A 23134-nucleotide genomic window follows, 5' to 3' on the forward strand; every position below is an offset into this window, starting at 1 on the left:
CGGCTAAATATGGGCATCTTTGGCTCTCTCACTCAGTCCTCACGAGGCTTTACGCACAGGTGCTATATGGGGAATGCGACCAATAATCGGGACTCCTTTGGGGAGCAACTCGACGAGCTGCGCTTCCCCGGAAACGGAGGTGTCCATGCGTTCACGAACAATTGCAATTGCAATTCCACAGGCAAGCCCGGCGAATAGAGCTCCTGCCCACATAACCGGACGATTTGGTGAATCGGCACGATCGGGAGAAAGCGCGGGATCTAATACTTGAAAGCGCTCTCCTTGCTGCTTTTCCTCCAACTGCGTCGCCATTTTTGCGGAATAACTCTTCTCCAGGAGCGAACGATAGTTCTCCTTGGAAGTTTCGTAATCGCGCATCAGCTGGCCAACCTGCTCTTCGCGGATGGGAACGGAGTCAACCAGCGCCTGATAGTGGCGAACCTGTTCTTCCAACTGCTTGCGGTCGCGGAGAAGCTTGTCCTTTCTCGTTACGAAGAGCTCGGCATCCGTTGTCGGTACATGCTGTCCTGAAGCATCGACTCTGATTGTCTGGTGCTGGCCTGCGGCCTCCTGTTCCAACTGCTGGAGTTGCTCGGTTGCTGCCAGGACGTCAGGATGCTGCGCCGTGTAACGCTCACGCAAATCTTGCAAATGCTGCCTGGCCGTTGCAATGCGAGTTTGCAACGGAGATACAGTTGAGCCCGAGGAAGCGGAGGAAACGGAATGAGCCAGTAACGAAGTGTTATAGGAAAGCACCTTGTCTTGATCCAGCCGGTTCAGTGCGTCGGCGTTAGCCTGCAGACTCGCCTGCAAACGATTGAGCGTCATCAGGTTTGCCTGTAGCTGTTCAGGCATCTCTCCGACGTGCTGCAAGCGATAGGTGCGCAGTTTCTCTTCCTGGTCGTCGAGGCTCTTGCGAGCCTGGGTCAGTGCATCGTTCAGGAACTGGTTGGTCCCTTCCACCTGCAGCTGACGGCTTTCGAGATTCCAGTCGATATAGCTCTGAGCCAGCTGATTTGTGACCGGCGCGACCTTGTCCCGAGAAGTGCTGCGGAAAGTGATGGAGAAGGCGCTAAGGCTGTTTCCGCTCGTCCTCTTGACTTGAATCTGGATCTGACTGCGCAGCCGGGTAAGCAGACGATCCCGTCCGATCTTGTCCCGATCTTTCGGGAAGAGGTCGTAACGCTGAATGATCTCGGAAAGCCGCGAGGTGCTTAATACGGATTGCGTAAGTGTATTCAGACGCTCGCCCGGATCTTCCGAAATTGTAGAGCTTACGTATTTCTCCGGTACTTTTTGCGGATCGACAAGAATTGTTGTAGTCGCAGAGTACTGGTTAGGGATAAACCAGATGGCAACAGACAGCACTGACGCTACGGCCAGGGCCACAAGAACGATCTGTAACCATCGAAAGCGAAGTACCAAAAGTGCTCGATTCAGCGCTTGTTGAATGTCGTTCACAGGGTGTCCTCTTTTCAGCTCAATACCGCTTGCCCTGGGCATGGCGGCCTGGAGTAAACCACAAGGTATATAAAACAAAGGTGCGATCCGGACTCGAAGGAAAGCCGGAAGAGATGTAATGGCGGAAAGTCAATTCCTGATCGATGTGGGGTGTCAGAGCGTAGCGCAGCCCGCCCGAGATAAACATGTTGTAGTAGCTGGAGTTGGCTGATTTGTTCTGGTTATACTGGCTCTTTCCTTGAAATCCTCCAACATCGGTACGTGCATCCAGACGTGAGTTGAATGCATGCCGCATTCCACCGATCACGGTATTCATCCAAACGGCGTTCTGTAGAGCTCCATCGTTCAATTGCCGTTCCGCTGAGAAGTAGACCGAGGTCTTCGGAGTTAACTGATCGAAGAGGTTGACTCCGGCTGAAAACTCCAGCGTCCTGCCGCAGGCCGAGGTCCCGAACAGTGGTCCGGCATACGCTTCTATGCTGAAGCTTTTGCCCGGATGAAGGAGTGCCTGGTACCCGCCACCACCGACTGTGCAATCGACTGTGCCGGTCTGCCTGCCGAAGGCTCCATAGATTCCATGGCTGTAAGAGCGGCTGAACGTGCGTATATAGTCGGTGCGTACCTGTGACGTATTCACAGACATGTTCAGGTCGTAATAGTTCTGATAGGTATCGCTTACGGCGAATCTTATTTCTCCGGTCCTGCTGGTTCTGTGCTGTACCGATACATTGGCGTCCGCGGTTAACACCTTGCCGGTACGGAAACCATATGCGGCCGCATCCGGAGTCGGAACAGAGATGGAATCGACCGGGCGGCGATCTGCCGAAGTTAGCGCCCGTACCGTGTCGTTTCCATAGCCTGCCGATCCTCTGGCATTCCAGGACCATCTGGGACTTATGTCGTGCACGAAGTCGAGTGAGGTTCGATTCAGCCCCATCAACGTGATTCCATCGCGAAGAAGGGAAGTCGTCGTAGTACTGTTCTGCAGAAGGAAGACGCCCTTTTTCCCGTTGATCAGACCCGCTATATCAAGCTCATTTCCTGCAATTCCCGTGCTGAGTCCCTGCTTCTGCTGGAGAGCAGAGTCATAGCCGCCGAAGAATCCGGTGAGAATGGCCCACGTGCTTTCGCCAGTTCTTTCAAGCGGAAGATTGCCGCTGCCATCGATGGCTACTGCAGATTTCGGGGATGCAGAGGCTCCCATGTGCGTGACTGCTTCGGCATCGCTGTTAGCGTCGGTATAACTCTGGATGTCGATACCGCCGCGCTTGTCGTTAGACGGAGACAGGTCCTTACGCGTCTGGGAGTGAGTGGTTACAGCCCCCAGCGCGAAGAACGCAATCATCGGCAGAACGACGGAAAACGTTCTTTGCCGTTTCGTATTGCGAGTTGCGCTTGTCTTTGTCATGGAATGATTACCGTATCGCCGGACATAAGGCCGCCGGATGACCCGTCCTGTTGACCACTGAGCAACTTGCGGTAATTGACTGCGATGCGTTGACCGCCCTTCGCCCGCAGAAGGTAGATCTGTTTCTTCTTTGCAAACGGGGTTAAGCCACCTGCACGGGCGATCAGCTGTAACAACGTGGTGGGCCCCGTGATGGTGTATTCACCGGGACGCTGAATCTCGCCTGTGATGTAAACAACCTGGCTATGTATCTCGACAACAGAAACAGTGATCTGTGGACGATTTAGAAATGTGGAGTAGAGAGTGACTAGACGCTCCTGCACTTCGAGTGGAGTCTGTCCAACCACGGATAGTTCGGAGATCAAGGGCAGAGAGATCTTACCGTCAGGACGAACAACAACCGTCTGGGTCAATCCTTCTTCATGCCAGGCTGAGACGTGAAGAACGTCACCTACACCAATCCGATAAGAACTCTCGACGGGTTGCGCCACTTGGCTTGTCTTGCCCGCATCTTTGGTCATGGCATCGACCGGTGTGGGGGTGGTGTGGGCCTGAGCAAGGGCAGCCGAACCAGACAGCCAAACGAGTAAGCAAGAAAAAGACGCGAAAGCAGAAATGATTCTCATAAGGGAAACCGGGCACAGCACGAATGAACTGTGCGTGTGTTTGCTATGGAAGTTGCAATCGGAAGACCAAAGTAGCTGCGGTGGAAAACCTCAGATTCTGCATGATTTGCGACCCATGGGAAGTGCCTGTCCGGGTAGGTGTGAAGGAAGTTGCACACCATGCGCAATGAAGATGCAAAGCGGATTTCCAGCCGCGTTTTTATTGGGCTTCAGGGCTATACCGCTTTTACAAACGATATAGCGAGCAAAAAAGGGAGCTGCTCCAGTTCCCAGAGAGAGGGGGAACCGGGCAGCTCGTATTCATGGATAACTCAAGAAAGGGGAAGGAGTGAAGAACAGGAGCACAAAGAGGAAATAGTTTGCACACTACATACCCGCAGAAACGGGAAAACGGATTTCTTTCTCTTTCGCCTGCTGCGAGGTCTTCCCGCTAGGGGGAACTTGATAAAGGTTCTTTTTCTCGTCGATAGAGATTGGCGCCGGAGCTGGCCGCCGCAATTTCTCTACAAAGGAGAGAAGGGTACCAAGGAGGAGAATGCAAAGCCCGCTGCAAGCCAGAATCTGCGCGTCGCTATAGCCAGAGAGCATCTTTTCCAGATGCTCCAACATCCTGGCTGGCGATGCAGCAAACGTAGAGGCAATTTCAGGGACGTAGGCAATGAAGATCATTTTCAACTCCGACGGAAAACTGGTGTGTATTCGTCAATTTCAGAATGACTGAGATTCGATAGATACTGGTCGACTTGCTGACAGGCCCGCGACGACAATTCAACCATCACATTGTTATTCAGGGTTGAATCCCGGATCTGCGAAGTACTGGCCAGAAAGACCCCAGGAATCCTGGTTGCTGCAGGAAGGTTGAAAGATGCCGTTGCAGGAGTCGGAATCGGCTGCACTGTCTTTGAACGGAAGCAGAAATAGTCCACAACATCGCGTGGCCGAAGATCGGGATGCACTTTGCGAAGCGCCTCCCACATCGTCATCCACAGTTCATCGTCCTTGAGAAACTGAAAGCTGTCTTCGTTACAAATATACCTGGGAAGATAGACGAGGTGGTATCCCCCAGTTTCTTCTGCAGGACTAATCAAATTGGTCATCTCAATAATGCCGGTGAAGGGCAACTCATCGAGAAGATTGGTCACATAGTGTTTGCTGAGCCTGCGGCGCAAAACCAATACGACGCAAACCAAACCTAGATACTCCGGAGTAATTGCAGCTTGGGGGCCTAGAGCGCTCCTGCTGCCAAGCATCTTGATCGCCTGATTGACCGGAGCGGTTAACAGAGCAGCGTCGGCAACTGTAGTTGCCCCCTGCATCTTGACGTGAATATGTCCTTGGACACGTTGGACTTCGGTTATTGCGCTATTCGTCAGAATAACCCCGCCCAGTGAGCGGATTTTCTGTTCAAGCGCCGCAAGAATCTTTGCATAGCCACCTTTTACGTAGCCCAGCTCTTCGCGTTTGCTTGGTCCCGAGTTTCGGGTGGAGTAAAGGCGGCGCAGCGTTGTCCAAAGAAACGAGGCAGATGTCCGGTGACGTGCCGAGCCAAGTTTGCAACGCAGGAGTGGATCCCAGAAAGACTTGTGTACCGATTTGCCGAAGATCGACGTGCTCCACGGCTCAATTTCAATATTGCGCAGCGGCTCTCCATCCGCAATGTGAGCGACTTTGCGAACACCGCGTGCCAGCCGCACTTTGTCCAGCAGTGAGAGCTTCGGATAGCGAAGGAGATCCCACGGTGTTGTGACCGTGTAGAGCTTTTTGTCTGCGTAAAAACCGACTTCAGTCTGCTGCCAGCGCAACTCGCTTGTTAAACCGACCTGATCGATAAGGTTGAGCAGTGCCGAGTCCGAGGTCAGAATGCAGTGATAAAACTTGTCCCAGCGGAATGGACCGTAGTCGAAGGACGCAGAGAGTCCTCCTGTATCGGGTCCCTGCTCGAAGAGCACGACAGAGTGCCCCTTTTGCAGAAGATTAAGGGCCGCCGACAATCCTGTGATGCCGCCGCCGATCACTGCCACGCGTTTTGGATTCATTGCCATGTTCTGCTACTTTCAACGAACGATTAAGACCACACCTGCGGTAATTACGGCAATAGCAGCCCAATGTGCAGGACTAATGCGCTCGCGCAGGATAAAGACTGACAGTAAGGTCACGATTGGGTATCCCGCGCCAAGGATCGGGAAGGCGTAGGAGACCTTCATCTGCGACAGAGCAGCGAGCCAGAGTGCAGAGGCAATAACAAAGCTACCCAGCCATAGGCCTATCCAGACTGCGCGTTTTACGCGTGGCGCTCCGCTGGTATTTTTGTTGACTCCCATTTTGAGGAAGATCTGTGCCAGAGCTCCCAGGATGACGCTTGTCCAAAGGTAAAGATGTGGCATCAGGCATCCTCTCTTTTGTGGCTTAGGGTAAGTAGCATGACCCCAGCGGTCACGAGAAAGATTCCACCCCAACGGGAGGAGGGAACAAATTCATGGAAGAAGAAGTGGCCGCCAAGGGCAACGAGAGCATAGCTGAATGCGCTCAGCGGGTAGAGATAGCTGATGTTTTTTCTGCTGACGCAGAAGAGCCAGAAAATGGTACCCACCGCATAAAGGAAGAGCCCCGCCAGCACTTCGACATTCAGAAGTGCCTGAATAATCTTCATGGCTACCGGGGTTCCGGGATGGATGGCGGCATCAATCAGCCCCGCCTTGACCACGAGCTGTCCGGCGGCGCCGAACAGAATGGACAAGAAGACGAGAAATTCGACGGCGACAGGCCTCCGTACAGAGGCCTGTGTTTCGGTGATTGTGCTACTGGTCGCAAGAGTGGTCATAAGGGTTATGCAGTCATCTGTTCCTGTAGGGATTCAACAAATTGCCGTTGCCAGGCGATAGTTTCTGTTAGTCCAGCTTCGAGATCGACCTTAGGTTCAAAACCAAGCAGCGCTTGCGCTTTCTGAATGTCGGGTACGCGCCGCATGACATCTTCGTAGCGGCGGGTGTTGATCTGATCGTAGGGAATGAACTGAACGTCCAGCTCCTGCTCGGGGCGGATGAGCTTCTGGATCGTCTGCGCCAACTCGAGAATCGTGACCTCGTAAGTGTTCCCGATGTTGATGATCTGTCCATTGGAGGCAGGGTTTTCCAAGGCGGCTGCGATGCCGGAGACTGTATCGGAGACAAAAGTGAAGCTTCGTGTCTGCTTCCCGTCGCCGTGAATCGGAATCGGCTGGCCGCGCAGAATGGCGTCGATAAATACCGATTGCGGACCACCCCACCAGCTCAGGTGATGTCTCGGACCGTAGGAGCCGAAGATGCGAACAATTGTTGCCGGAAGATTGTTCTCCTGGCTGATTGCGAAAGTCAGATGCTCATCGAAGAGCTTGGAGACCGCATATCCCCAGCGGGCTACAGTCGATGGGCCTAGAACGGAGTTGCTCTCTTCGGAGAACGGGATCTGCGGATTCTTCCCGTAGACGTCGGAGGTGGACGTCATCAGGAACTTCGCACCGCGATCGCACGCCAGCCGGAGCATGTTGTGTGTTCCGGTCGAGTTAATCAGAAGCGTCTCTGTTGCATTCCCGTAGCGGGGAATCTTGAAGGCCGCCAGATGTGCGATGGCATCGATGTTTCTTACAGATTCCCGAATGCCGTCCAGATCGAGGACGTCCTTTTGCAGGAACTGGAAATTCGGATTGTGTGAAGCTTGCTTCAGGTTCCGCAGCATGCCGTGGGAGAGGTTGTCGACTCCAATCACCGCGTATCCGCGGTGAAGCAATAGATCGGTAAGGTGGGAGCCGAGAAATCCTGCTGCTCCGGTGACAAGAATAGTTTTCATGCAACCCTCATTTGCAAATAATCGAAAATCGTATCGAGTGAATTCATGGCGGCATTGCCACCACCGAAAAGCTCAAGGTCGGGTGGATTCTGAGGACGAGAGCTCTCCTGCCGAAGGGCATTCACCATCGAGAGGACAAACTCTACGTTCATATCCGCGATCTGATTCCATCCACCTTCCAGCGTTTCCTGCCATTCCGTTTCCGGTCTTAGCGTGATGCATGGAGTTCCAAGGAAGTACGCCTCTTTCTGAACGCCGCCCGAATCGGTGAGGATTACGCGCGCGCTGCTTTGAAGAGAGAGCATTTCCATATAGCTGAGTGGCTTTAGCAGGTGAACCTTGGGGTTCTGAATCTTTCCGCCGGAAGCCGCTTCAAGCGCAGTGTTCAGGCGGGGATGAACCGGTAGCAGCGTCTCTTCCGGCAACTGCTCCAACAGCCGGACGAAGGCCTTCATGCGATCGGGATTGTCGGTATTCTCTGCACGATGCAACGTAGCGAGAATATATTCCCCTGTCTGAACGCCGTAAGAGGCGGGCGTATAGCGCTCCGATGCCAGTGCCGCGTAACGCGTTACCGCATCGAGCATCAGGTCGCCGACAAAAGCCACCGTTCCAGCGACATGCTCACGCATCAGGTTCTCAACCCCGGTCTGCGTGGGGCTGAGGAGTAACGACGAAACATGGTCGGAGAGGACCCGGTTCTGTTCCTCCGGCATCATCATGTTGAAGCTACGCATACCTGCTTCATGATGAACGACGGGGATATGCAGCTTGGAGGCAGCTAACGCTCCGGCCAGGGTGGAGTTTGTATCTCCATAGATGACTACCGCATCCGGACGATCTTCAAGCAGAGCCCGCTCGATGCCTTCCAACATGCTGCCCGTCTGTGCTCCGTGGGGCCCGGAACCTACTCCGAGATTGATATCGGGAGTGGGAATATGCAGCTCCTGAAAGAACACATCCGACATGGCTGCGTCGTAGTGCTGGCCGGTGTGGAGGATGCGGTGTTCAATCTTCGCACCATCTTCCACGCGTTCATTGATTGCACTGGCGAAGACGGCCAGTTTCGTGAAATTTGGTCTTGCGCCAACTATGGAAAGCAGTTTCATTGGTTCTCCAACAATTGATCCTGGGGAACATCTCTCCAGCTGTGCGCCGGAGTACCCATGACGGTAATGCGTTGGGGGACATCGCGAGTGACAATAGAGCCTGCAGCAACAAGCCCGTCTTCCTCAATAACCACGCCAGGAAGAAGCGTAGAGTTTGCTCCGATGCGGGCACCCTTCTTGAGTGTGGGTCCCTTGTGATACTTGAATCTATCCTTGGTGCGGCCCAGGAAGTTGTCGTTCGTAAACGTTACTTCGGGGGCGACGAAGCAGTAATCTTCAATCGTCGAGAGAGCGGTAACGTATGCCTCTGTTTCGATCTTGCAGAAACTGCCGATGCGAACCTTGTTTTCGACGGTAACGCCACGGCCGATGATGGTGCGCTCGCCAATCTCGACATCCTCGCGAACGCTTGCCATGTCGGCTACCATGACCTTGTTGCTGATAAGGGCTCCGCGGTAGATAACTGCATGTGTTCCCACGATGCAGTTATCGCCAATAACAGTGCCTTCAAGCGTCTGAACCTTTGTAACCGCACTGGCTGCTGCTACCATCGGAAGTTTTCCGATGACAGCATAGTCGTCAATACGTACATTGGCCCCTACTTTGGTGTCAGCGTGCAGGACGGCGCCATGCCCGATGATGGAGTTATCCCCGACAACGACGTTCTCGCCGATGACGATGTTATGCCCCAACTGGAGCCCAAGGCCTAATTTCGCTGTCGGATGAATGCAATTGGACATAATCGTTTCCTATCGTGACCGGTAATCCATCAAGATCCATTGAACGTTGCGCGGCATCGAGAACACGGATGACACGAAGACCATCTTCGGGGTCTGTACGAGGAGTTGTGCGCTTGGCGACGCTGTCCAGGAAGTGCTGGCACTCGATCTTCAGCGGCTCCGTGTTGGGCATGCGCGGAATCGAGATATCGCCAAAGCTGACCTGGATTGCCTCGCCGTAGCTGCCGGGAGCGGGCATTTCAGCGTGATTGTCGTAGATCTTCAACTTCTCGGAAGTCAAAGTATCGTCGAAGACCACCATTTTTTTGCTGCCAACGATCGTCAGGCTGCGAACCTTGTGGGGATCGAGCCAGCTAATGTGAACGTGGGCCATTACCTTTTTATCGAAACGAAGAGTCATGAAGACTACGTCTTCGATACCGGCCTGGATGTAGCTTTGTCCTCGGGTGCTTACACTCTTCGGCTCCATGTCGAGGAGATAGAGGATCTGCGAGATATCGTGTGGAGCGAAGCTCCAGAGAGCGTTTTCATCTCCACGAATTCTGCCCAGGTTCACGCGTTGGCTGTAGATGTAGTAAATCTCGCCGAGCTCACCGGAGCGAATCATATCGCGGATGTAATTGACGACCGGATGATACTCAAGCAGATGGCCGACCATCAGAATCCTGTTCTGTTCCTTGGCCAGAGCAGCAAGCTCTTCTGCTTCGGAAACAGCCAGGGTAAAGGGCTTTTCGACAAAGACGTCTTTCCCGGCGAGTAATGCTTTCTGTACCAGAGGATAGTGCGTGACAGCGGGCGAACTGATGACGACAGCTTCAACGTCATCCTTGAGGATCAGTTCGTCAGGAGTTTCAAGCGCTGTGACCGAACGCCAGGTATGTTGTGCTGTTTGGCGCCTGCGAGGATCGGTATCGCAGACATATATAAGGTTGCAATCTGGAAGGCTGGCATAGGAGCGTGCTACGTTCCATCCCCATGCGCCTAGGCCAATGACTCCAACATTCACCATATATTTAGTTCTCCCTAGATGTTGCGGACCAGCGGTTTCCTGAAAGGACAACTGGAGTGCACATTGGTAGTACTGCAATTTCGTTACCAGTAGCCAAACCGCCTACAGCGTCGCGCAGACGCAACGCATAGAGGCGCATGGCATAACCGGAGGCAAATTGAATATGTGACAGAATCGTTTTCAGTACCCTCATCTTGCTTCTGCCTGTTTTGCGGCCATGCAGGGTAAGAGGGACTTCGGCAATACGGTTGCCCATACGATGGGCTTCGAGAAGAATCTCAACCGCCGAAACAAAATCTCTATGGGTAAAAGCGATATTTTGAGTTACCGATCCTCTATAGGCACGAAGAATACTTGTGTAGGTATAGAGCTTCAACGGGAAGAAGATTCGGTACAGAAGCGAGCACTGCATGCTCAAGAGCAGACGCCAGGGCGGAACTCCGTCGACATTGCCTGTCGGATGATAGGGCGACCCTGTCGCTACCTCCGCCTCTCCGCTGCTGACCAGATTGATCAGCTTCATCAGGTCGATGGGCGGATAGCTGCAGTCTGCATCAAGTGTGCAGACAATGTCTGACTTTACATTTGCGAACGCTGTTTGGAAGGAGGCCCCAACGCCTTGGTTGGTCTCATGCCGTAGCAGCTGAAGAGTCGCATCCTCAGGACATACGCCTGCCAGTCCTTCGAAGGTGCGATCCGTGCTGCCATCGTCTACCAGGCAGAACGATACACGGTAGTGTGGGAGGAGAGCACGGTGCAGCTGTGCCAACTTTCCTTTCAGCTGCTCCAACGATGCCTCTTCGTTGAATACGGGCACGACAATGGTCACCGAAGGGCGGTGGCTATCAGGGTGCTGAAGATTGCCAATCTGTGGAGTTCTGTCAGTCATCACTCCTGGACCATTGCACGTAGTGTTCCGAAATGGGGAGAGACAGGGCGGGCCCTGAGGAAAACTCACAGAAGCCGTATTATTCAAGGTTCCTGGAGTTTGTCGCCTTTGGCTGGAGGTGGGGTAGGAAGAGGTTTGCACATTCTATGCAATGACCTCGGAGGTTTTAGCTAGAGTGGTGAACCTGAATTCAGCAAAACGATTCGGCCGAAGTATGCAAAGACGTTCCCAGAGTGTGAAGCGAAGTGCATAGTGTGCAGTTGTGCATGAACCAGCGGAGAAAAGTTGCAAAAGATTGCCCACGAGTATAGCGAACAGTTCTCAAGGCGCAATAGCAGCTTAAACCCTGGCATTTGCTACTTATTGTCTTTTAGCAGCTTCCATCGGCCTGGGTGCTCATCTCACAGCAAAGAGCAAGCGTATGTCTAGAGAAGGTTCAGAACCGCTTCTATATCGGTATCGAACAAAGATCTCCGGCGTCCGTCTTCGTGTGATTCCCGGCTGAAAAGTATCTGTTACTTTTCCAAATGCTTGGATTTCGCCCTCACAGCGATTTATTTCGTCTGCATGTTTCTCCAGACACGAACTATGGAATCAAACTTGCTTAGTCAGAGGGTATGAAAACGACTGCTCTCTCTCTTGACGCTAGTGAAGCTCTTCTTCGGGAAGAGCAATTTCGAAATCGTACTGCGAAAATTGGAGTCATAGGACTCGGTTACGTAGGACTACCACTTTCTTTATTGTTCTCAGAAGCCGGTTTTCAGCTCACAGGATTTGATATCGATGCCAAGAAGGTTGATGACCTCGAGGCTGGAAGATCCTATATCTACCGTATTCCCGCGACCGAGATCCAGCGGGCACGTGAGCATGGCTTGCGCGCTACCACCGATTTCTCGCAGATCTCCAATATGGATGCGGTGATCGTTTGCGTTCCGACTCCGCTCAATGACCATAAGGAGCCGGATCTTAGCTTTGTCGAAAACACGATGCGTGCGGTTGCTCCCTGGGTTCGTGAGCATCAGCTGATTGTTCTCGAAAGCACCACCTATCCTGGCACGACCGATGAAATCGTGATCCCGATCCTGGAGCAGGGAAACAAAGCCGGTTTGAAGGCAGCGGTTGCCGACGAGAAGTCCGGTGTCTTCCATGTTGCCTTTTCGCCCGAGCGTGAAGATCCAGGCAACGACAGCGTAGCCCGTTGCGATATTCCTAAGGTTGTCGGCGGACATGGCCCGCAGGCCATCGGCATGGCTCGCGCCCTTTATGGTGGGATCTTCCGTCGTACGATTCCGGTCAGCTCGACTCGTGCGGCTGAGATGACCAAATTGCTCGAAAACATCTATCGTTGTGTGAATATTGCTCTGGTCAATGAACTCAAGCAGCTTTGCTTGAAGATGGGCATCGATATCTGGGAGGTTATCGACGCAGCTTCGACCAAGCCCTTCGGCTTCCATGCCTTTTATCCGGGACCGGGTCTTGGTGGGCACTGCATTCCGATTGACCCCTTCTATTTGAGCTGGAAGGCCAAAGAGTACGACTTTGCAACCCGTTTCATTGAGTTGGCTGGCGAAGTCAATGAAGCCATGCCTTATTTCGTTGTCCGCTCCACCATGGGTGCTTTGAATGCTCGCCGTAAGTCTTTGAACGGTAGCAAGATTCTGGTGCTCGGAGTCGCCTATAAGAAAGATATCGACGATCTCCGCGAGTCTCCTTCGCTGACCATCATCGAAGAATTCCGTAGCGAGGGTGCATCGGTCGATTATCACGATCCTTATTTTGTGCGTGTCGGCCGTGGTCGCCGTTATCACCTGAATATGGATTGTGCTTCGCTCGACAATGTCGCGGATTACGACGCTGTAGTGGTTGTGACCGATCACTCGGATTACGACTGGCAGGACATTGTCTCCCGTGCGCAGCTTGTCGTCGATACTCGCAATGCAACCCGTGGCATCGTATCGGACAAGATCGTTCACTGCTAAGGGCCATAGTTAGATAGGCGCTCATTACGTCATAGATTGAGAGCTGGCGCCGGAATGCGAAGAGTATTCCGGCGCCTGTAGTTTCTACAATTGCAAGCAGCAGAGGAAGAAGAAGGAATCAGCGGAGGGAGGTGGCGGTCAGAAACCGCCACCACAGCCGGTTCGGAGACCAGCGTTACAAGAGACCAGCTCTAGCGTTAACAGGATTGCTGAGCACATAGCGGGGGCGCAAGCGTACGGGGTTTCGATTCTGACTTCGCCGCAGTAGTGTTAGACTCAACCATACAGGTAGCTTTGATCGGTCATTGTTCCTGCCTTCGAGCCGTGGACAGCGCATGCTATCAAACTCCGGAAGTATGGTAGCGCCGGTCTCCGAACCGGCTGTGGTGGCGGTTTCTGACCGCCATCCGCTTCGCAGGTTGTTCCTCTTTGCCAAGCCCTAATGACAAATGTAGTCTCTGGCGGTTACATTATTTTCCCGTACACAGATAGATTGACTGTCTCTGCGCCATATCTTGTGACTGAGCTAGTTCCTTCAGGAAGACTGAGAAGTAACTATCTAGTCGCCAAAACAGTATCGATGACAGGTCTTGGGTCTCTCTGTCGATAACAATCGAGTGTCTTGACTGCAATTTGTTCCCACTGTTTCTTGCCATCTATCGTCTCCGCTAGTATCTTTTGCAAACTCTCGCGTTTAGCCGGCGATAGCAGCAGGGATGCAATAGCAGACGAGAGGCTGGGAATATCCCCATAGGGAACAAGATGGCCCAGTTTCCCATCTTGTAAGACTTCTTTGAAATAGGGGAGATCTGTTGTAATGATCGCTTTCCCGAAGGACATAGCCGTCATTAATGCGCCGCTGGTGCTGATTGCCTTGTAGGGGAAGACGACACAGTCGGCAAGTGTGTAGAGTTTGCTTAGTTCCTCTTCGCTGACATACTCAAAGCGAGTGCGAACTGTCGATTGAAGTTGTTGCTCTTCGATTTTGTGTTTCAAGGATTCCAGCAAATCGGCGTCGCCTGTCCCTGCGATAATCAATCGGGCATTAGGAACAGCTTCAATCACAGAGGACCAGCTATCCAGGAGGAAGTCGATCCCCTTATAAGGAAAGATAAGCCCCTGCCATAGGACAACAAGATTGTCCGGTGAAAGCTGATAGGCTGCACGTATCGAATCGGTTGAGCCCTTCGTAGAACCGGAAAAAAGCGGGCCGTGAGGAATCGTATGAAGCTTTGCCGGATCCACTCCGAAACGGTAGATCAGTTCTTCCCGTGCGGAGGCTGTGTGACAGATCAAGGTGTCGGCCTGTGCGTAGACCTTAGCATATAAATCGAAGAAGCGATCCCCCGTATCATGTGGCAGCAGGTCATGGACGGTATAGACAAATCTCGACCCACGGCGTTGGAGCCATCGAACAAACATATAATCCAAAGGCAGGGAGGTTCGTAACAATGGCAGATACTCGACGTGGACAACTCTGGGAGGATTCTTGCGGAAGCGGAAGAAGAGTATCAGAAGATTCAGCGCCATCTCCAGGAGCTTCGCCGCGCGCCGCAAAGACTTAGGAAGGTCGTATTTGCCGATAATATCCAGCAGGCCTTGATTGTTCTTCACTCCCATCCTTGCGAAGCAGGGGCGATCCAGATAATAGGTAATGGCTGCTAACTGGACCCGGGCCTTCTTTTCCACTAGCGCAGCCGTGAGAGCTGCGTCGTAATAGGGAACCGCCGTCAGAGGATCGAAGATCAAGACATCAACTGCTTCCGCCATGCTAGAGAGTGGGTACTACTTGCCTTTCTGTAGAGATCGGGGTGGTTGCCGTCTGGTATACGGCGAAATATCTTCTTGTCATCTCCTCCGCGGAGAAGGAGGTCTGGACACGCCGTTGCGCAGAGCCACCGAATTGTGCTCTGAGCGTAGGATCGGCCCCAGTCCGGCGTAACGCTGCCGCAATCTCCTGCGCATCGCCAGGAGTGATCAGCAGTCCCGTTTCTTCCGAGAGGATGACTGCGGGAAGCGCCCCTACACTGGTAGCAATTACCGTACATCCCGAGGCCATGGCCTCAAGAACAGAAATTGGTAGCCCTTCATCCAGTGAGGGTTGCACTAGGATATCGATGGAGGCGAAGACTTCCGGCATATCCTCACGCCGTCCCAGGAATCGAACCTTTTCCTCTATCCCGAGATCCCTTACCTGTTCATGGAGATTGCCAGCTTCAGGCCCCTCTCCGACGATGACGAAATGGAAGTTATCGGCATCGTTTCCTAGTGCTGCGATTGCATCCAGGAAGTAGCGGATACCTTTCTCGCGGCTCAGGCGAGCTACCACCCCGACAAGAACCTTACTGGGAAGGAGGTTGAGTTCACGCCGCAGTACGGCAAAGCGATTCTCATACTTTTCGACCGCAATTCCATTCGTGATCTGTACGATTGAGCTAACGCGAACTCCTGCCTTGCGCAAGCGCTTACTTACACCGGGCGAGACCGAGACTACGGTATCGAAAAACCGCAGAAGAAAGCGGTCCAGCGCCCCATAAAGCCAGACGCTGGGATTGTTGTCGTACCAGGTATGGCAGGTAGCGACGATAGGAATCTGTAGGCCGATTGTCGCAAGCTTCAGATAAATATCTGCTTTGTAGTTATGCGAATGAACCAGATCGTACTCGCCCTCTACGATTATTCTGCGAAGCTCCTTGATCGTCTTGAGATCGATGCGCGAGTGGCAGGAGATTGCCTGAATAGAGAATCCCTGCGCCTTGGCGCTATTGAGGAACTCCGTATTCGGACGATGCTGATTCAGGAAGCACGCAATCTCGGAGATGTGTCCGGTCTCCTGCAGACGTCGGCACAGAGTCAGAATCACGGCTTCGGCACCGTACATGCCTCCACTGCTAATGAGGTGCAGAATCTTCATATCTACTCGCTTTCCGTAAATCCGAGCGGGGTTGTCTCGGAGGTATGCATCATGCCCCACAACTTCAGATAAAGAGAATCTCCAAGAACGGATTTCGCCATCGCCTTGGCTCCGGCCTTCGCCTGCAGCTTCCTCAGCGCCTTACCATCCTTCTTCATCCACGACTGTAGCTGTTTTGCCGTCGTTGTGCTGAGCATATTGATACGTCCGGGGGTAAAAGACGATCCACGGTTGATCTTTGGCGAAGAGGTGAAGATGCGTTTGTAGCCCGCACTCTGGCAGGCAGCCAGCACGGTTTTATTCATGCGTCCGCCCGGCAACGACAGTTCGTCGACTGCAATGCCGAGCTTATCCTCCAGTACCTTCTTGGAGCGCTCAACCTCCCAGCGAAGCTCCTGCGGCCCACAACGCGTAAGGAAGCGATGTGACCATCCGTGCGATCCGATAATCTGGCCCTGGCGGACAAGTTCCCGAAGATGCTCCCATCCCATGCAGGATTCACGTTTTCCGGTCCAACCTGCGGTGACGAAGAAGCGTGCCTGCAGCCCGGCTTGTGCCAGCAGCGGCAGGGCGATGGAGTGATCCGTAATACCGCCATCGTCAAAGGTGATTTCGGTTTGAAAGAACTGGGAAGTGCCCTCTTTTGCTTCCAGGATTACCTTGAGGTGTTCCTGAAAGAGATCCTTCGAGACGGCATAGCGATAAGGGCAGGGCAGGTCGTGCAGCTCATGATAGAGAAGGAATAGCTGCTCTCTCGGAGCCGAAGCTGGATCTGCGGTCTGGAGTCTTTCCTCGGCAAGAGAGCTATTCTCCTGCGTGTCATCAATATAGAGAGGCTGTGCCAAAACTTTTCCCCCGGTATGCAGGTCCGGAAATCGGAGCAGACAGGCTTACCTCTGTCGCAGTGTGTAAAAGACTTCACATGCGGAAGTACTTTGCACACTGTTGCAGCCCTTTCAGCGGCTTTTCCCAGCAAACGGATATTGAAATTTGTCGTTAGCTTGTCTAGCAAAGCTGCGTGAACAGGGGTAAAACCTGTCTACCTGTAGCTGTAGTAGCAATCGGTGTGCCGAAAGCTGGGCTCGGGCTGGTGTGCGGGGAAATTCGCTTCCGGAGGGATCTTCTCTTGACCAATGATGCCCAGGTACCCCGGACAGGGATCTGGGCATCTCGGCGGAAGTCTTAGCCGGAACTATGGAGTGACCGTGAGTGTAACCGTTCCGGAGTGAGTGATCGTGGTAGAGCCGGAAGAGGCTGCGGTAATGGTGATCGTGCTGCTTCCCGCCGGCGTTCCCGGATCGGCTATTCCTCCTCCTGATTGCGTCTTTGTGCCACAGGCGCTTATGAAGCCAGTCAGACAGAGCAGCAAAACACCGAGATGGAAGATATATGCCTTTCGTGAGCGCTTCCGATTCCGTGGTAGAAGGAGGCCCAGGAATGCTCCGGCCCCTGGAATCAGAAGGGCATAGTAAAGGCCATTGCCAGGGATGGCAGAGCTTTGTGCCTGTGCCCTTGCTGCGGTTGTCGAAATCGTCAGCTGCGTGGTTGTGGCGTTGGTTCCGTCCGGAGTAACACTTTGTGGTGTGAATGTGCACTGTGCTTCCGATGGAAGTCCGCTGCAACTAAATGCCAACGGAGAGGTAAATCCGTTCACAGGGGTGATGGTGAGTGTTGCGGTCTCGGATTGTCCCTTGACCACACTCAGAGTGTTTGGACTGACTCCGACGGTGAAGTCTGCTGGAGGTGGCGGATTCACAGTAACAGTTACCGCCGTGGAAGCGGATGCCGTGAAGGAGGTGTCGCCTCCGTACTGTGCCGTGATGGAATTGGCTCCGACCGGTAAGGCCGTCGTGGAATAGGTGGCAGCGCCTGAAGCACTGAGTGCCACGGTTCCTAACGTCGTTGTTCCATTGAGGAAACTGACAGATCCGGTGGGAACCGTCGATCCCGATCCTGTTACGGTCGCCGTGAATGTAACGCTCGAACCGACGGCGACGGTTGTGGCTGAAGCTGCTAGCGCCGTAGTTGTTGCTGCCTGCGTGATAGTAACAGTTACCACGCTGGACGTGGATGTTGTAAACGAGTTATTCCCGGCATAAACAGCTGTAATCGAGTTACTGCCTACGGGTAAGGAGCTGGTGGTGTAGGTTGTATTTCCCGAGGCATCCAGAGTTCCAGTTCCTAGAGCAGTGGTTCCGTTATAAAAGGTTACTGTTCCTGTCGGGTTGGATGTTGTTCCCGTGCCTGTTACCGTCGCCTTGAGAGTAACAGCCGTTCCAAAGGGGCCTGTAGTCGGAGTAGCGGTTAAGGCCGTGGTCGTTGACGCTGCCTGAACTTGAATCGCAGCCATCATGCCCCGGTCTTCGTGAGACAGAATGTGGCAATGATAGGGGAAGGTTCCGACAATGTTGGGATCGCGGAAGTCCATCAGCAGGGTAACGCTTGGATAGGCTCCACTGCCGGTCCAATGCGGTATGTTGACCGTATCCCGCAGGGTTGTATCGCTAACCGAGCTTCCATTAACAGCCAGAGTTTGAAAGTGGATCTGGTGAATGTGGAAGTTATGGTCCATCTTCGAACGGTTTTCGATGATCCACTCTTCTACGGTTCCGGCCTGCGTGACGATATCGGGTGCCGCATTCATATCGAAGACCTTAGGGGTTTGGCCGTCGATCGTAATGTAAAACTGCGAAAAGGTAGGAGCATTGTCCGAGAGATAGATCTTGCGCTGCACGGTGGGCGTTGCGGAATCCAGCGACGCAAACCTCGTAAGAGGCTGGAAATGTGTTTGCTCCGGGAGTTTTGCCAGACTTGCAGGTTGCACTGTACTGCTGGTAACTGTCGGCTTGATTACGGCCAGCGTTCTTCCAGGATCGGAGTCTCCGTCCGGGCCATTGTTCCAGGTTTGGGTTATCAGGGTTCCTTGCTGTCCGGTGCCCGGTGTCGTAACAACAAATTCTACGCGGGAGGCAGAGGATAGAACGTAATTCGTCTGAGTAACTGACGTTGGGTTACCATTCCCGTCCTTCAGGGGAACTCCATCGATGGCAACAATTTGCAACTGTTGCGGAGTGCTGCCGATCAATACCTGCAAATTCAGAAGAGTATCGGCAGAGGCGTTCAGAACCCGCCATAACTCTTTCTTGGCTACAGGCGTGTTGATTACAGCCGGAGTCTCTGTAGGGTAGGTAACCGGGACATAATTTACCGAAAGATCGGTCTCCGGTTTGGTTACACCTGTTTGCGTACCGGAATAAGTTACGGTTTGATCTCTGAGGACAAGGATTCGCTCCGGGAGTCCGGATAGAGAAGAATTGAAATTCTGAATGCCTTGCACGATCAGAGCCCCGGAGGCACCGCCGAGCACTTGTGCCTCGCTGAAGCCGTGCGGATGCGGATGATACCAGTAGAGTCCGGGCGGCTCATTTGCGGGAACCTGTACTGTGTAATCGAAGGTCTCCTGCGGCTGAATGAGTGTGTGGATGACCTCGTCCTGATGACAGGTGGGAGCAGCATTCACGCCGTGGAAATGCAGGTTCGTAGAGGTAGAACCCATCATTTGCGCGTTGCAGGCAGCATCTGCCGCAGTGGCATTGTCCGAAAGGTGCATCTGCATTCCCGGCATCTGCTGGCTGGAGGTCTGTGCAGCAGGAATATTATTCTGGAAATGGATAATTAACTTATCCCCGGGGTTAACCCGAAGTGTCGGGGCGACCAGCCCTTTATCTGTAACATAGCAATAACGTGTAAGTCCCTGGGCATCGACGGCTGTCTGAAACTTGAATGTTACTTCCAGTACGCCATTCTGGCTTGCTACTTCCGAAGGATTTGTTACCGCAGAGCCTGCTGTGGAGCGGGGGCAGACTGTATCCGCCGCATCGGCCTGTGGTGCTGGTGTAACAAAAGCTGCAAAGGCAGATTCACCCGAAGGTTGTCCAAACAAATGCAAAATTTTCGCAGGAGTTTGAGCATCGGCCTCACCTGGAACGAGGGTGAACACAAAGAGAATGGCCAGGGCCAGAGCATTTCCCGCATAGGTATAGACTCGCCAGCAATAGAGATGAGCAGCTTTCTTCGGCGGAAAGCTGCGTATGCTTTTGTGACTTGGTCTACATCTTTGCGGGAAATGCTCTAGAGCTCTAAAAAATCGCATATTCTCACCTAAATAGGGAACTGTATATGTGCTACAGGATGCCGAACAGCGTGAAATATCCGACTGAGATGGACCAGGAAGAGATGCTTCCCGAAGCTCAAGTATGTGTGATCGATGCAGACGGAAATCCGCATGACTCTCTATCCTTGAACTATTTACTTTATAGTTAATGATTTATGGGTACTTGTCAATAGAGTAAGACTGTATGGCGTTTCTACATTTCGCGAACTGATAATTGCAGAAAATCTTAAACATGACCAGAATCTCAAGGGCGAATTGGCTTTGGTTGTGTGTCAGGGTAGGCCTTCAGGCCTACCGCAAGCTGCCTTCTTTTTGGGGGGAGACATTCTCGGTAACGAATGCAGCGTGGAATTGAGACGGCCGAATAGTTGCAAGGTACCGTTTGAGAGTATCCTCGCGCGTGGAAGCAATGACCCAAACGCGCAAACTGCTATAGGTTCAAGGCCGTTGTTCTTTCCGTCACATATGTTACCGAAAATGTTTCCTCTCTCAAAGAAGACTATTTTCGGCTGGTCTGAAGCCCAGCCCTGACACAGGGCAAAAAACAATTCGCCTTTGCGCTTCTGATTGTGTACACGATTTTCGGCTGTCATTGACTCAGAAAATGTAGAAACTCGAAAGCGCCGGGAGACCGGCATAGCGTAGTGAATGAAAGAGTCACGCAGTGAAGGAGTAGCAAACCACACTGGCCCCAAGTCATGCGGCGAGGCCCGAGAGGGACTGGCTGAAGCGTTGGACAGGGGAAAATGCGGGCCGGGCAATAGAGCCGCGAAATTACATTCAACTTCGGGACGCCGACGAATTGAGTTTGTTCGGAAGGCAACATCTGAGGTGCCGCAAAGCGAGGCACGGAAGAGTCCCGCGAGGTCGAAGACCCTGGCACGTATGGACGCGCTAAGCACGGGAACCGGGAGATCCCGGGTTCGCCCGAGAGAAGCAACACGGGCCGCATCTGGAAGTCCAAGGACAGAAGCAGATGATGAACGAACACGGGAAGTCGGACAGATCCAAGGTACCAGGGAAGTCTCCGAACAAAGACGGGAAACCGGCAGCGGAGGGGATGGAGGGACGGGATCTGGCCAAGGGCAATCCGCAACAGCAAAACACGTACCGGACGCAGAGCCGGGGAAACGTGCAAAGAGAGCTGGAGCGGGTACGGCAAGCGGCAAGAAAGGACAAAGAGACCAGATTTACGGCGCTGTTCCACTACGTCTATAAGCTGGAGATGCTGGAGTGGGCCTATTTACAACTGAAGAAAGAGGCCTCACCCGGCGTGGATGGGGAGACGTGGCAGCACTACGGCGAGAACTTGGGAGAAAAGCTCCAGGACTTGTCCCATAGACTGCAGCGAGGAGCGTATCGAGCGAAGCCAGTACGGAGAACGTATATCCCGAAAGCCGACGGGCGACAACGAGCGCTCGGGGTGACAGCGCTGGAGGACAAGATAGTCCAACGAGCCGTTGTAGAGGTGATGAATGCGATCTACGAACAGGACTTTGCAGAGTTCTCGTATGGATTCCGAGCAGGGCGAAGCCAACACCAAGCGTTGGATCAGCTCTATGTAGGGATCATGGAGAAACCAGTGAACTGGGTGTTAGATCTGGACATACGAGCCTTTTTCGACAGTGTGTCGAAGAACTGGCTGGTCCAGTTTATCGAGCACCGGATAGGAGACCGGCGCGTGGTGCGACTAATCCAGAAATGGTTAAACGCAGGCGTGCTGGAAGACGGAAAGCTGACGGTGAGTGAGCAGGGGACACCACAAGGAGGCAGTGCATCGCCATTGTTGGCAAATGTCTACCTGCACTACGTCTTTGACCTTTGGATCCAGGTGTGGCGGAGGAAGATTGCACGCGGAGAAATGATGGTGGTGCGATTCGCCGACGACATAGTCGTAGGATTCGAGGAGAAGATGGAGGCCGAGCGGTTCTGGAAAGAACTGGAAGAACGGATGAAGACGTTCAATCTAGAACTGCACCCGGGCAAAACGCGGTTGCTGGAGTTTGGACGTTATGCGGCCAGAAATCGGGAGCAAAGCGGCGAAGGGAAGCCGGAAACGTTCAATTATCTGGGCTTCACGCATATCTGCGGAAAGACCAGGAAAGGAAAGTTTACGGTGTTGCGGCAGACAAACCGAAAGCGCATGCGTGCGAAGCTGAGGGCCATCAAAGAGGAACTACGGAGACGCATGCATGATCCGATGGAAACGGTAGGGCGATGGTTGCAGGCGGTAGTTAGAGGGCACATGCGCTATTACGGAGTGCCTACTAACAGTCCATCGCTGCAGGTCTTTCGCAATCAAGTTAGTCGATACTGGCACCGGATGTTATGCCGGCGCAGCCAACTCGGCTACGTGATCTGGGAACGAATGCAGCGGCTTATCCATCGCTGGCTACCGCCAGTCCGTATCTGTCACCCTTATCCTTCGTGTCGCGTGCGCGTTAGGACCTAAGGCAGGAGCCGGATGAGGGAAATCTTCACGTCCGGATCTGTGCGGGGGGTGCGAAGTAATTCGCATCCCTACCGCGACTAGGTAGCTGGCAAGCCATCAATTACCCACAAACTGAATTGTGAAAGTACGGGATAACCCAGCACTTTGTCCCGGTGGGGCAAATCGAGAATAGCCCCGTGCGGAGTCCGCGTTGCGGACGGGAGCGCTGGGTTAGCTTCTCCCCAAAAATCTCCGCCCCGTATGGTGGCGGAATGAAATCCTCCACACATCGTAAATAAGAAAATTAGAGAGCATTTTGACGGAAGGCTGCGTATGCTTTTGTGCCTTGATCTACCTCTTTGCGGGGAACGCTCTAGGATTCGTTCCGCCCCTGCCAGCCCAGATGAATTGAATGGGGTACTAACCCCGTGTTCCGCTACGCTCCGCACGTGGCTATTTTCGTGCGTTCCCTCCGGGAGGCTATTGTTCTTTTCCTGCTAATGGTCACTGTAATGCTGCCGAACATATTGGCAATCCCACATGCTTCGCATCATTGTGGGTAATTGTGC

At 53.2% G+C, this 23134-nt stretch carries 18 protein-coding genes; 2 read left to right on the top strand and 16 right to left on the bottom strand.

Annotation, left to right across the window (positions count from 1 at the left end):
• Nucleotides 1-39: 39 nt before the first annotated feature.
• The 12 genes from AC6I7T_RS26195 to AC6I7T_RS26250 all read right to left on the bottom strand — a co-directional run bounded on the left by AC6I7T_RS26195 (nt 40) and on the right by AC6I7T_RS26250 (nt 11067).
• On the bottom strand, nt 40-1461 hold the full coding sequence (locus AC6I7T_RS26195) for a GumC family protein (protein ID WP_497790742.1): 1422 nt from the start codon (nt 1459-1461) through the stop codon (nt 40-42).
• A gap of 19 nt (nt 1462-1480) precedes the next feature.
• Entirely contained in the window at nt 1481-2869 is a 1389-nt protein-coding gene (locus AC6I7T_RS26200; RefSeq protein WP_497790743.1) for a hypothetical protein, read from the bottom strand.
• Complete coding sequence (locus AC6I7T_RS26205) at nt 2866-3495, bottom strand: polysaccharide biosynthesis/export family protein (RefSeq protein WP_497790744.1); 630 nt, start codon at nt 3493-3495, stop codon at nt 2866-2868. Before AC6I7T_RS26205 ends, AC6I7T_RS26200 begins: the two co-directional genes overlap by 4 nt.
• A gap of 366 nt (nt 3496-3861) precedes the next feature.
• A complete protein-coding gene (locus AC6I7T_RS26210; protein ID WP_497790745.1) occupies nt 3862-4164 on the bottom strand; it encodes a hypothetical protein in 303 nt (100 codons plus the stop codon).
• A gap of 2 nt (nt 4165-4166) precedes the next feature.
• The gene (locus AC6I7T_RS26215) at nt 4167-5531 is read right to left on the bottom strand and encodes an FAD-dependent oxidoreductase (protein ID WP_497790746.1); all 1365 of its coding nucleotides are present in this window, start codon (nt 5529-5531) and stop codon (nt 4167-4169) included.
• An 18-nt stretch (nt 5532-5549) separates the two neighbouring features.
• Nucleotides 5550-5879 carry an EamA family transporter gene (locus tag AC6I7T_RS26220; protein WP_497790747.1) on the bottom strand — a complete coding sequence of 110 codons (330 nt, stop codon included), beginning with the start codon at nt 5877-5879 and terminating at the stop codon, nt 5550-5552.
• Nucleotides 5879-6316, bottom strand: a complete 438-nt coding sequence (locus AC6I7T_RS26225) for a DMT family transporter (protein ID WP_497790748.1) — start codon at nt 6314-6316, stop codon at nt 5879-5881. Before AC6I7T_RS26225 ends, AC6I7T_RS26220 begins: the two co-directional genes overlap by 1 nt.
• 5 nt (nt 6317-6321) lie before the next feature.
• Nucleotides 6322-7320, bottom strand: coding sequence for an NAD-dependent epimerase/dehydratase family protein (locus tag AC6I7T_RS26230; protein ID WP_497790749.1), 999 nt, complete (start codon nt 7318-7320; stop codon nt 6322-6324).
• Nucleotides 7317-8429: a non-hydrolyzing UDP-N-acetylglucosamine 2-epimerase gene (gene wecB, locus AC6I7T_RS26235; RefSeq protein ID WP_497790750.1), complete on the bottom strand. Its 1113-nt coding sequence runs from the start codon at nt 8427-8429 to the stop codon at nt 7317-7319. Before wecB ends, AC6I7T_RS26230 begins: the two co-directional genes overlap by 4 nt.
• Nucleotides 8426-9169 (bottom strand): N-acetyltransferase, encoded by a 744-nt coding sequence (locus AC6I7T_RS26240; RefSeq protein WP_497790751.1) that lies wholly within the window; start codon nt 9167-9169, stop codon nt 8426-8428. The genes wecB and AC6I7T_RS26240 overlap by 4 nt, the downstream gene beginning before the upstream one ends.
• A complete protein-coding gene (locus AC6I7T_RS26245) occupies nt 9111-10178 on the bottom strand; it encodes a Gfo/Idh/MocA family protein (RefSeq protein ID WP_497790752.1) in 1068 nt (355 codons plus the stop codon). Before AC6I7T_RS26245 ends, AC6I7T_RS26240 begins: the two co-directional genes overlap by 59 nt.
• Before the next feature lie 4 nt (nt 10179-10182).
• Entirely contained in the window at nt 10183-11067 is an 885-nt protein-coding gene (locus AC6I7T_RS26250) for a glycosyltransferase family 2 protein (protein WP_497790753.1), read from the bottom strand.
• Nucleotides 11068-11684: 617 nt separating this feature from the next.
• Between AC6I7T_RS26250 and AC6I7T_RS26255 the strand changes: the two genes are divergently transcribed.
• Entirely contained in the window at nt 11685-13046 is a 1362-nt protein-coding gene (locus tag AC6I7T_RS26255) for a nucleotide sugar dehydrogenase (protein ID WP_497790754.1), read from the top strand.
• A 555-nt stretch (nt 13047-13601) separates the two neighbouring features.
• Here the strand turns inward: AC6I7T_RS26255 and AC6I7T_RS26260 are convergent.
• From AC6I7T_RS26260 to AC6I7T_RS26275, 4 genes are all read right to left on the bottom strand, one after another.
• Nucleotides 13602-14816, bottom strand: coding sequence for a glycosyltransferase family 4 protein (locus AC6I7T_RS26260; protein ID WP_497790756.1), 1215 nt, complete (start codon nt 14814-14816; stop codon nt 13602-13604).
• A gap of 1 nt (nt 14817) precedes the next feature.
• Nucleotides 14818-15960, bottom strand: coding sequence for a glycosyltransferase family 4 protein (locus AC6I7T_RS26265; RefSeq protein ID WP_497790757.1), 1143 nt, complete (start codon nt 15958-15960; stop codon nt 14818-14820).
• Nucleotides 15961-15962: 2 nt separating this feature from the next.
• On the bottom strand, nt 15963-16805 hold the full coding sequence (locus AC6I7T_RS26270; RefSeq protein WP_497790758.1) for a polysaccharide deacetylase family protein: 843 nt from the start codon (nt 16803-16805) through the stop codon (nt 15963-15965).
• Between the two features lie 347 nt (nt 16806-17152).
• Nucleotides 17153-20113 carry an Ig-like domain repeat protein gene (locus AC6I7T_RS26275; protein WP_497790759.1) on the bottom strand — a complete coding sequence of 987 codons (2961 nt, stop codon included), beginning with the start codon at nt 20111-20113 and terminating at the stop codon, nt 17153-17155.
• Nucleotides 20114-21110: 997 nt separating this feature from the next.
• Here AC6I7T_RS26275 and ltrA point away from each other — a divergent pair.
• Nucleotides 21111-22586 carry a group II intron reverse transcriptase/maturase gene (ltrA, locus tag AC6I7T_RS26280; RefSeq protein WP_497790760.1) on the top strand — a complete coding sequence of 492 codons (1476 nt, stop codon included), beginning with the start codon at nt 21111-21113 and terminating at the stop codon, nt 22584-22586.
• Nucleotides 22587-23134: the final 548 nt, after the last annotated feature.

Source organism: Humiphilus diazotrophicus, assembly GCF_059726315.1.

Bases quoted from the DNA above. Each gene is read 5' to 3' on its own strand.
- AC6I7T_RS26200 (WP_497790743.1), bottom strand. From the start codon at position 2,869: ATGACAAAGACAAGCGCAACTCGCAATACGAAACGGCAAAGAACGTTT.
- AC6I7T_RS26205 (WP_497790744.1), bottom strand. From the start codon at position 3,495: ATGAGAATCATTTCTGCTTTCGCGTCTTTTTCTTGCTTACTCGTTTGG.
- AC6I7T_RS26210 (WP_497790745.1), bottom strand. From the start codon at position 4,164: ATGATCTTCATTGCCTACGTCCCTGAAATTGCCTCTACGTTTGCTGCA.
- AC6I7T_RS26215 (WP_497790746.1), bottom strand. From the start codon at position 5,531: ATGAATCCAAAACGCGTGGCAGTGATCGGCGGCGGCATCACAGGATTG.
- AC6I7T_RS26220 (WP_497790747.1), bottom strand. From the start codon at position 5,879: ATGCCACATCTTTACCTTTGGACAAGCGTCATCCTGGGAGCTCTGGCA.
- AC6I7T_RS26225 (WP_497790748.1), bottom strand. From the start codon at position 6,316: ATGACCACTCTTGCGACCAGTAGCACAATCACCGAAACACAGGCCTCT.
- AC6I7T_RS26230 (WP_497790749.1), bottom strand. From the start codon at position 7,320: ATGAAAACTATTCTTGTCACCGGAGCAGCAGGATTTCTCGGCTCCCAC.
- wecB (WP_497790750.1), bottom strand. From the start codon at position 8,429: ATGAAACTGCTTTCCATAGTTGGCGCAAGACCAAATTTCACGAAACTG.
- AC6I7T_RS26240 (WP_497790751.1), bottom strand. From the start codon at position 9,169: ATGTCCAATTGCATTCATCCGACAGCGAAATTAGGCCTTGGGCTCCAG.
- AC6I7T_RS26245 (WP_497790752.1), bottom strand. From the start codon at position 10,178: ATGGTGAATGTTGGAGTCATTGGCCTAGGCGCATGGGGATGGAACGTA.
- AC6I7T_RS26250 (WP_497790753.1), bottom strand. From the start codon at position 11,067: ATGACTGACAGAACTCCACAGATTGGCAATCTTCAGCACCCTGATAGC.
- AC6I7T_RS26255 (WP_497790754.1), top strand. From the start codon at position 11,685: ATGAAAACGACTGCTCTCTCTCTTGACGCTAGTGAAGCTCTTCTTCGG.
- AC6I7T_RS26260 (WP_497790756.1), bottom strand. From the start codon at position 14,816: ATGGCGGAAGCAGTTGATGTCTTGATCTTCGATCCTCTGACGGCGGTT.
- AC6I7T_RS26265 (WP_497790757.1), bottom strand. From the start codon at position 15,960: ATGAAGATTCTGCACCTCATTAGCAGTGGAGGCATGTACGGTGCCGAA.
- AC6I7T_RS26275 (WP_497790759.1), bottom strand. From the start codon at position 20,113: ATGCGATTTTTTAGAGCTCTAGAGCATTTCCCGCAAAGATGTAGACCA.
- ltrA (WP_497790760.1), top strand. From the start codon at position 21,111: ATGATGAACGAACACGGGAAGTCGGACAGATCCAAGGTACCAGGGAAG.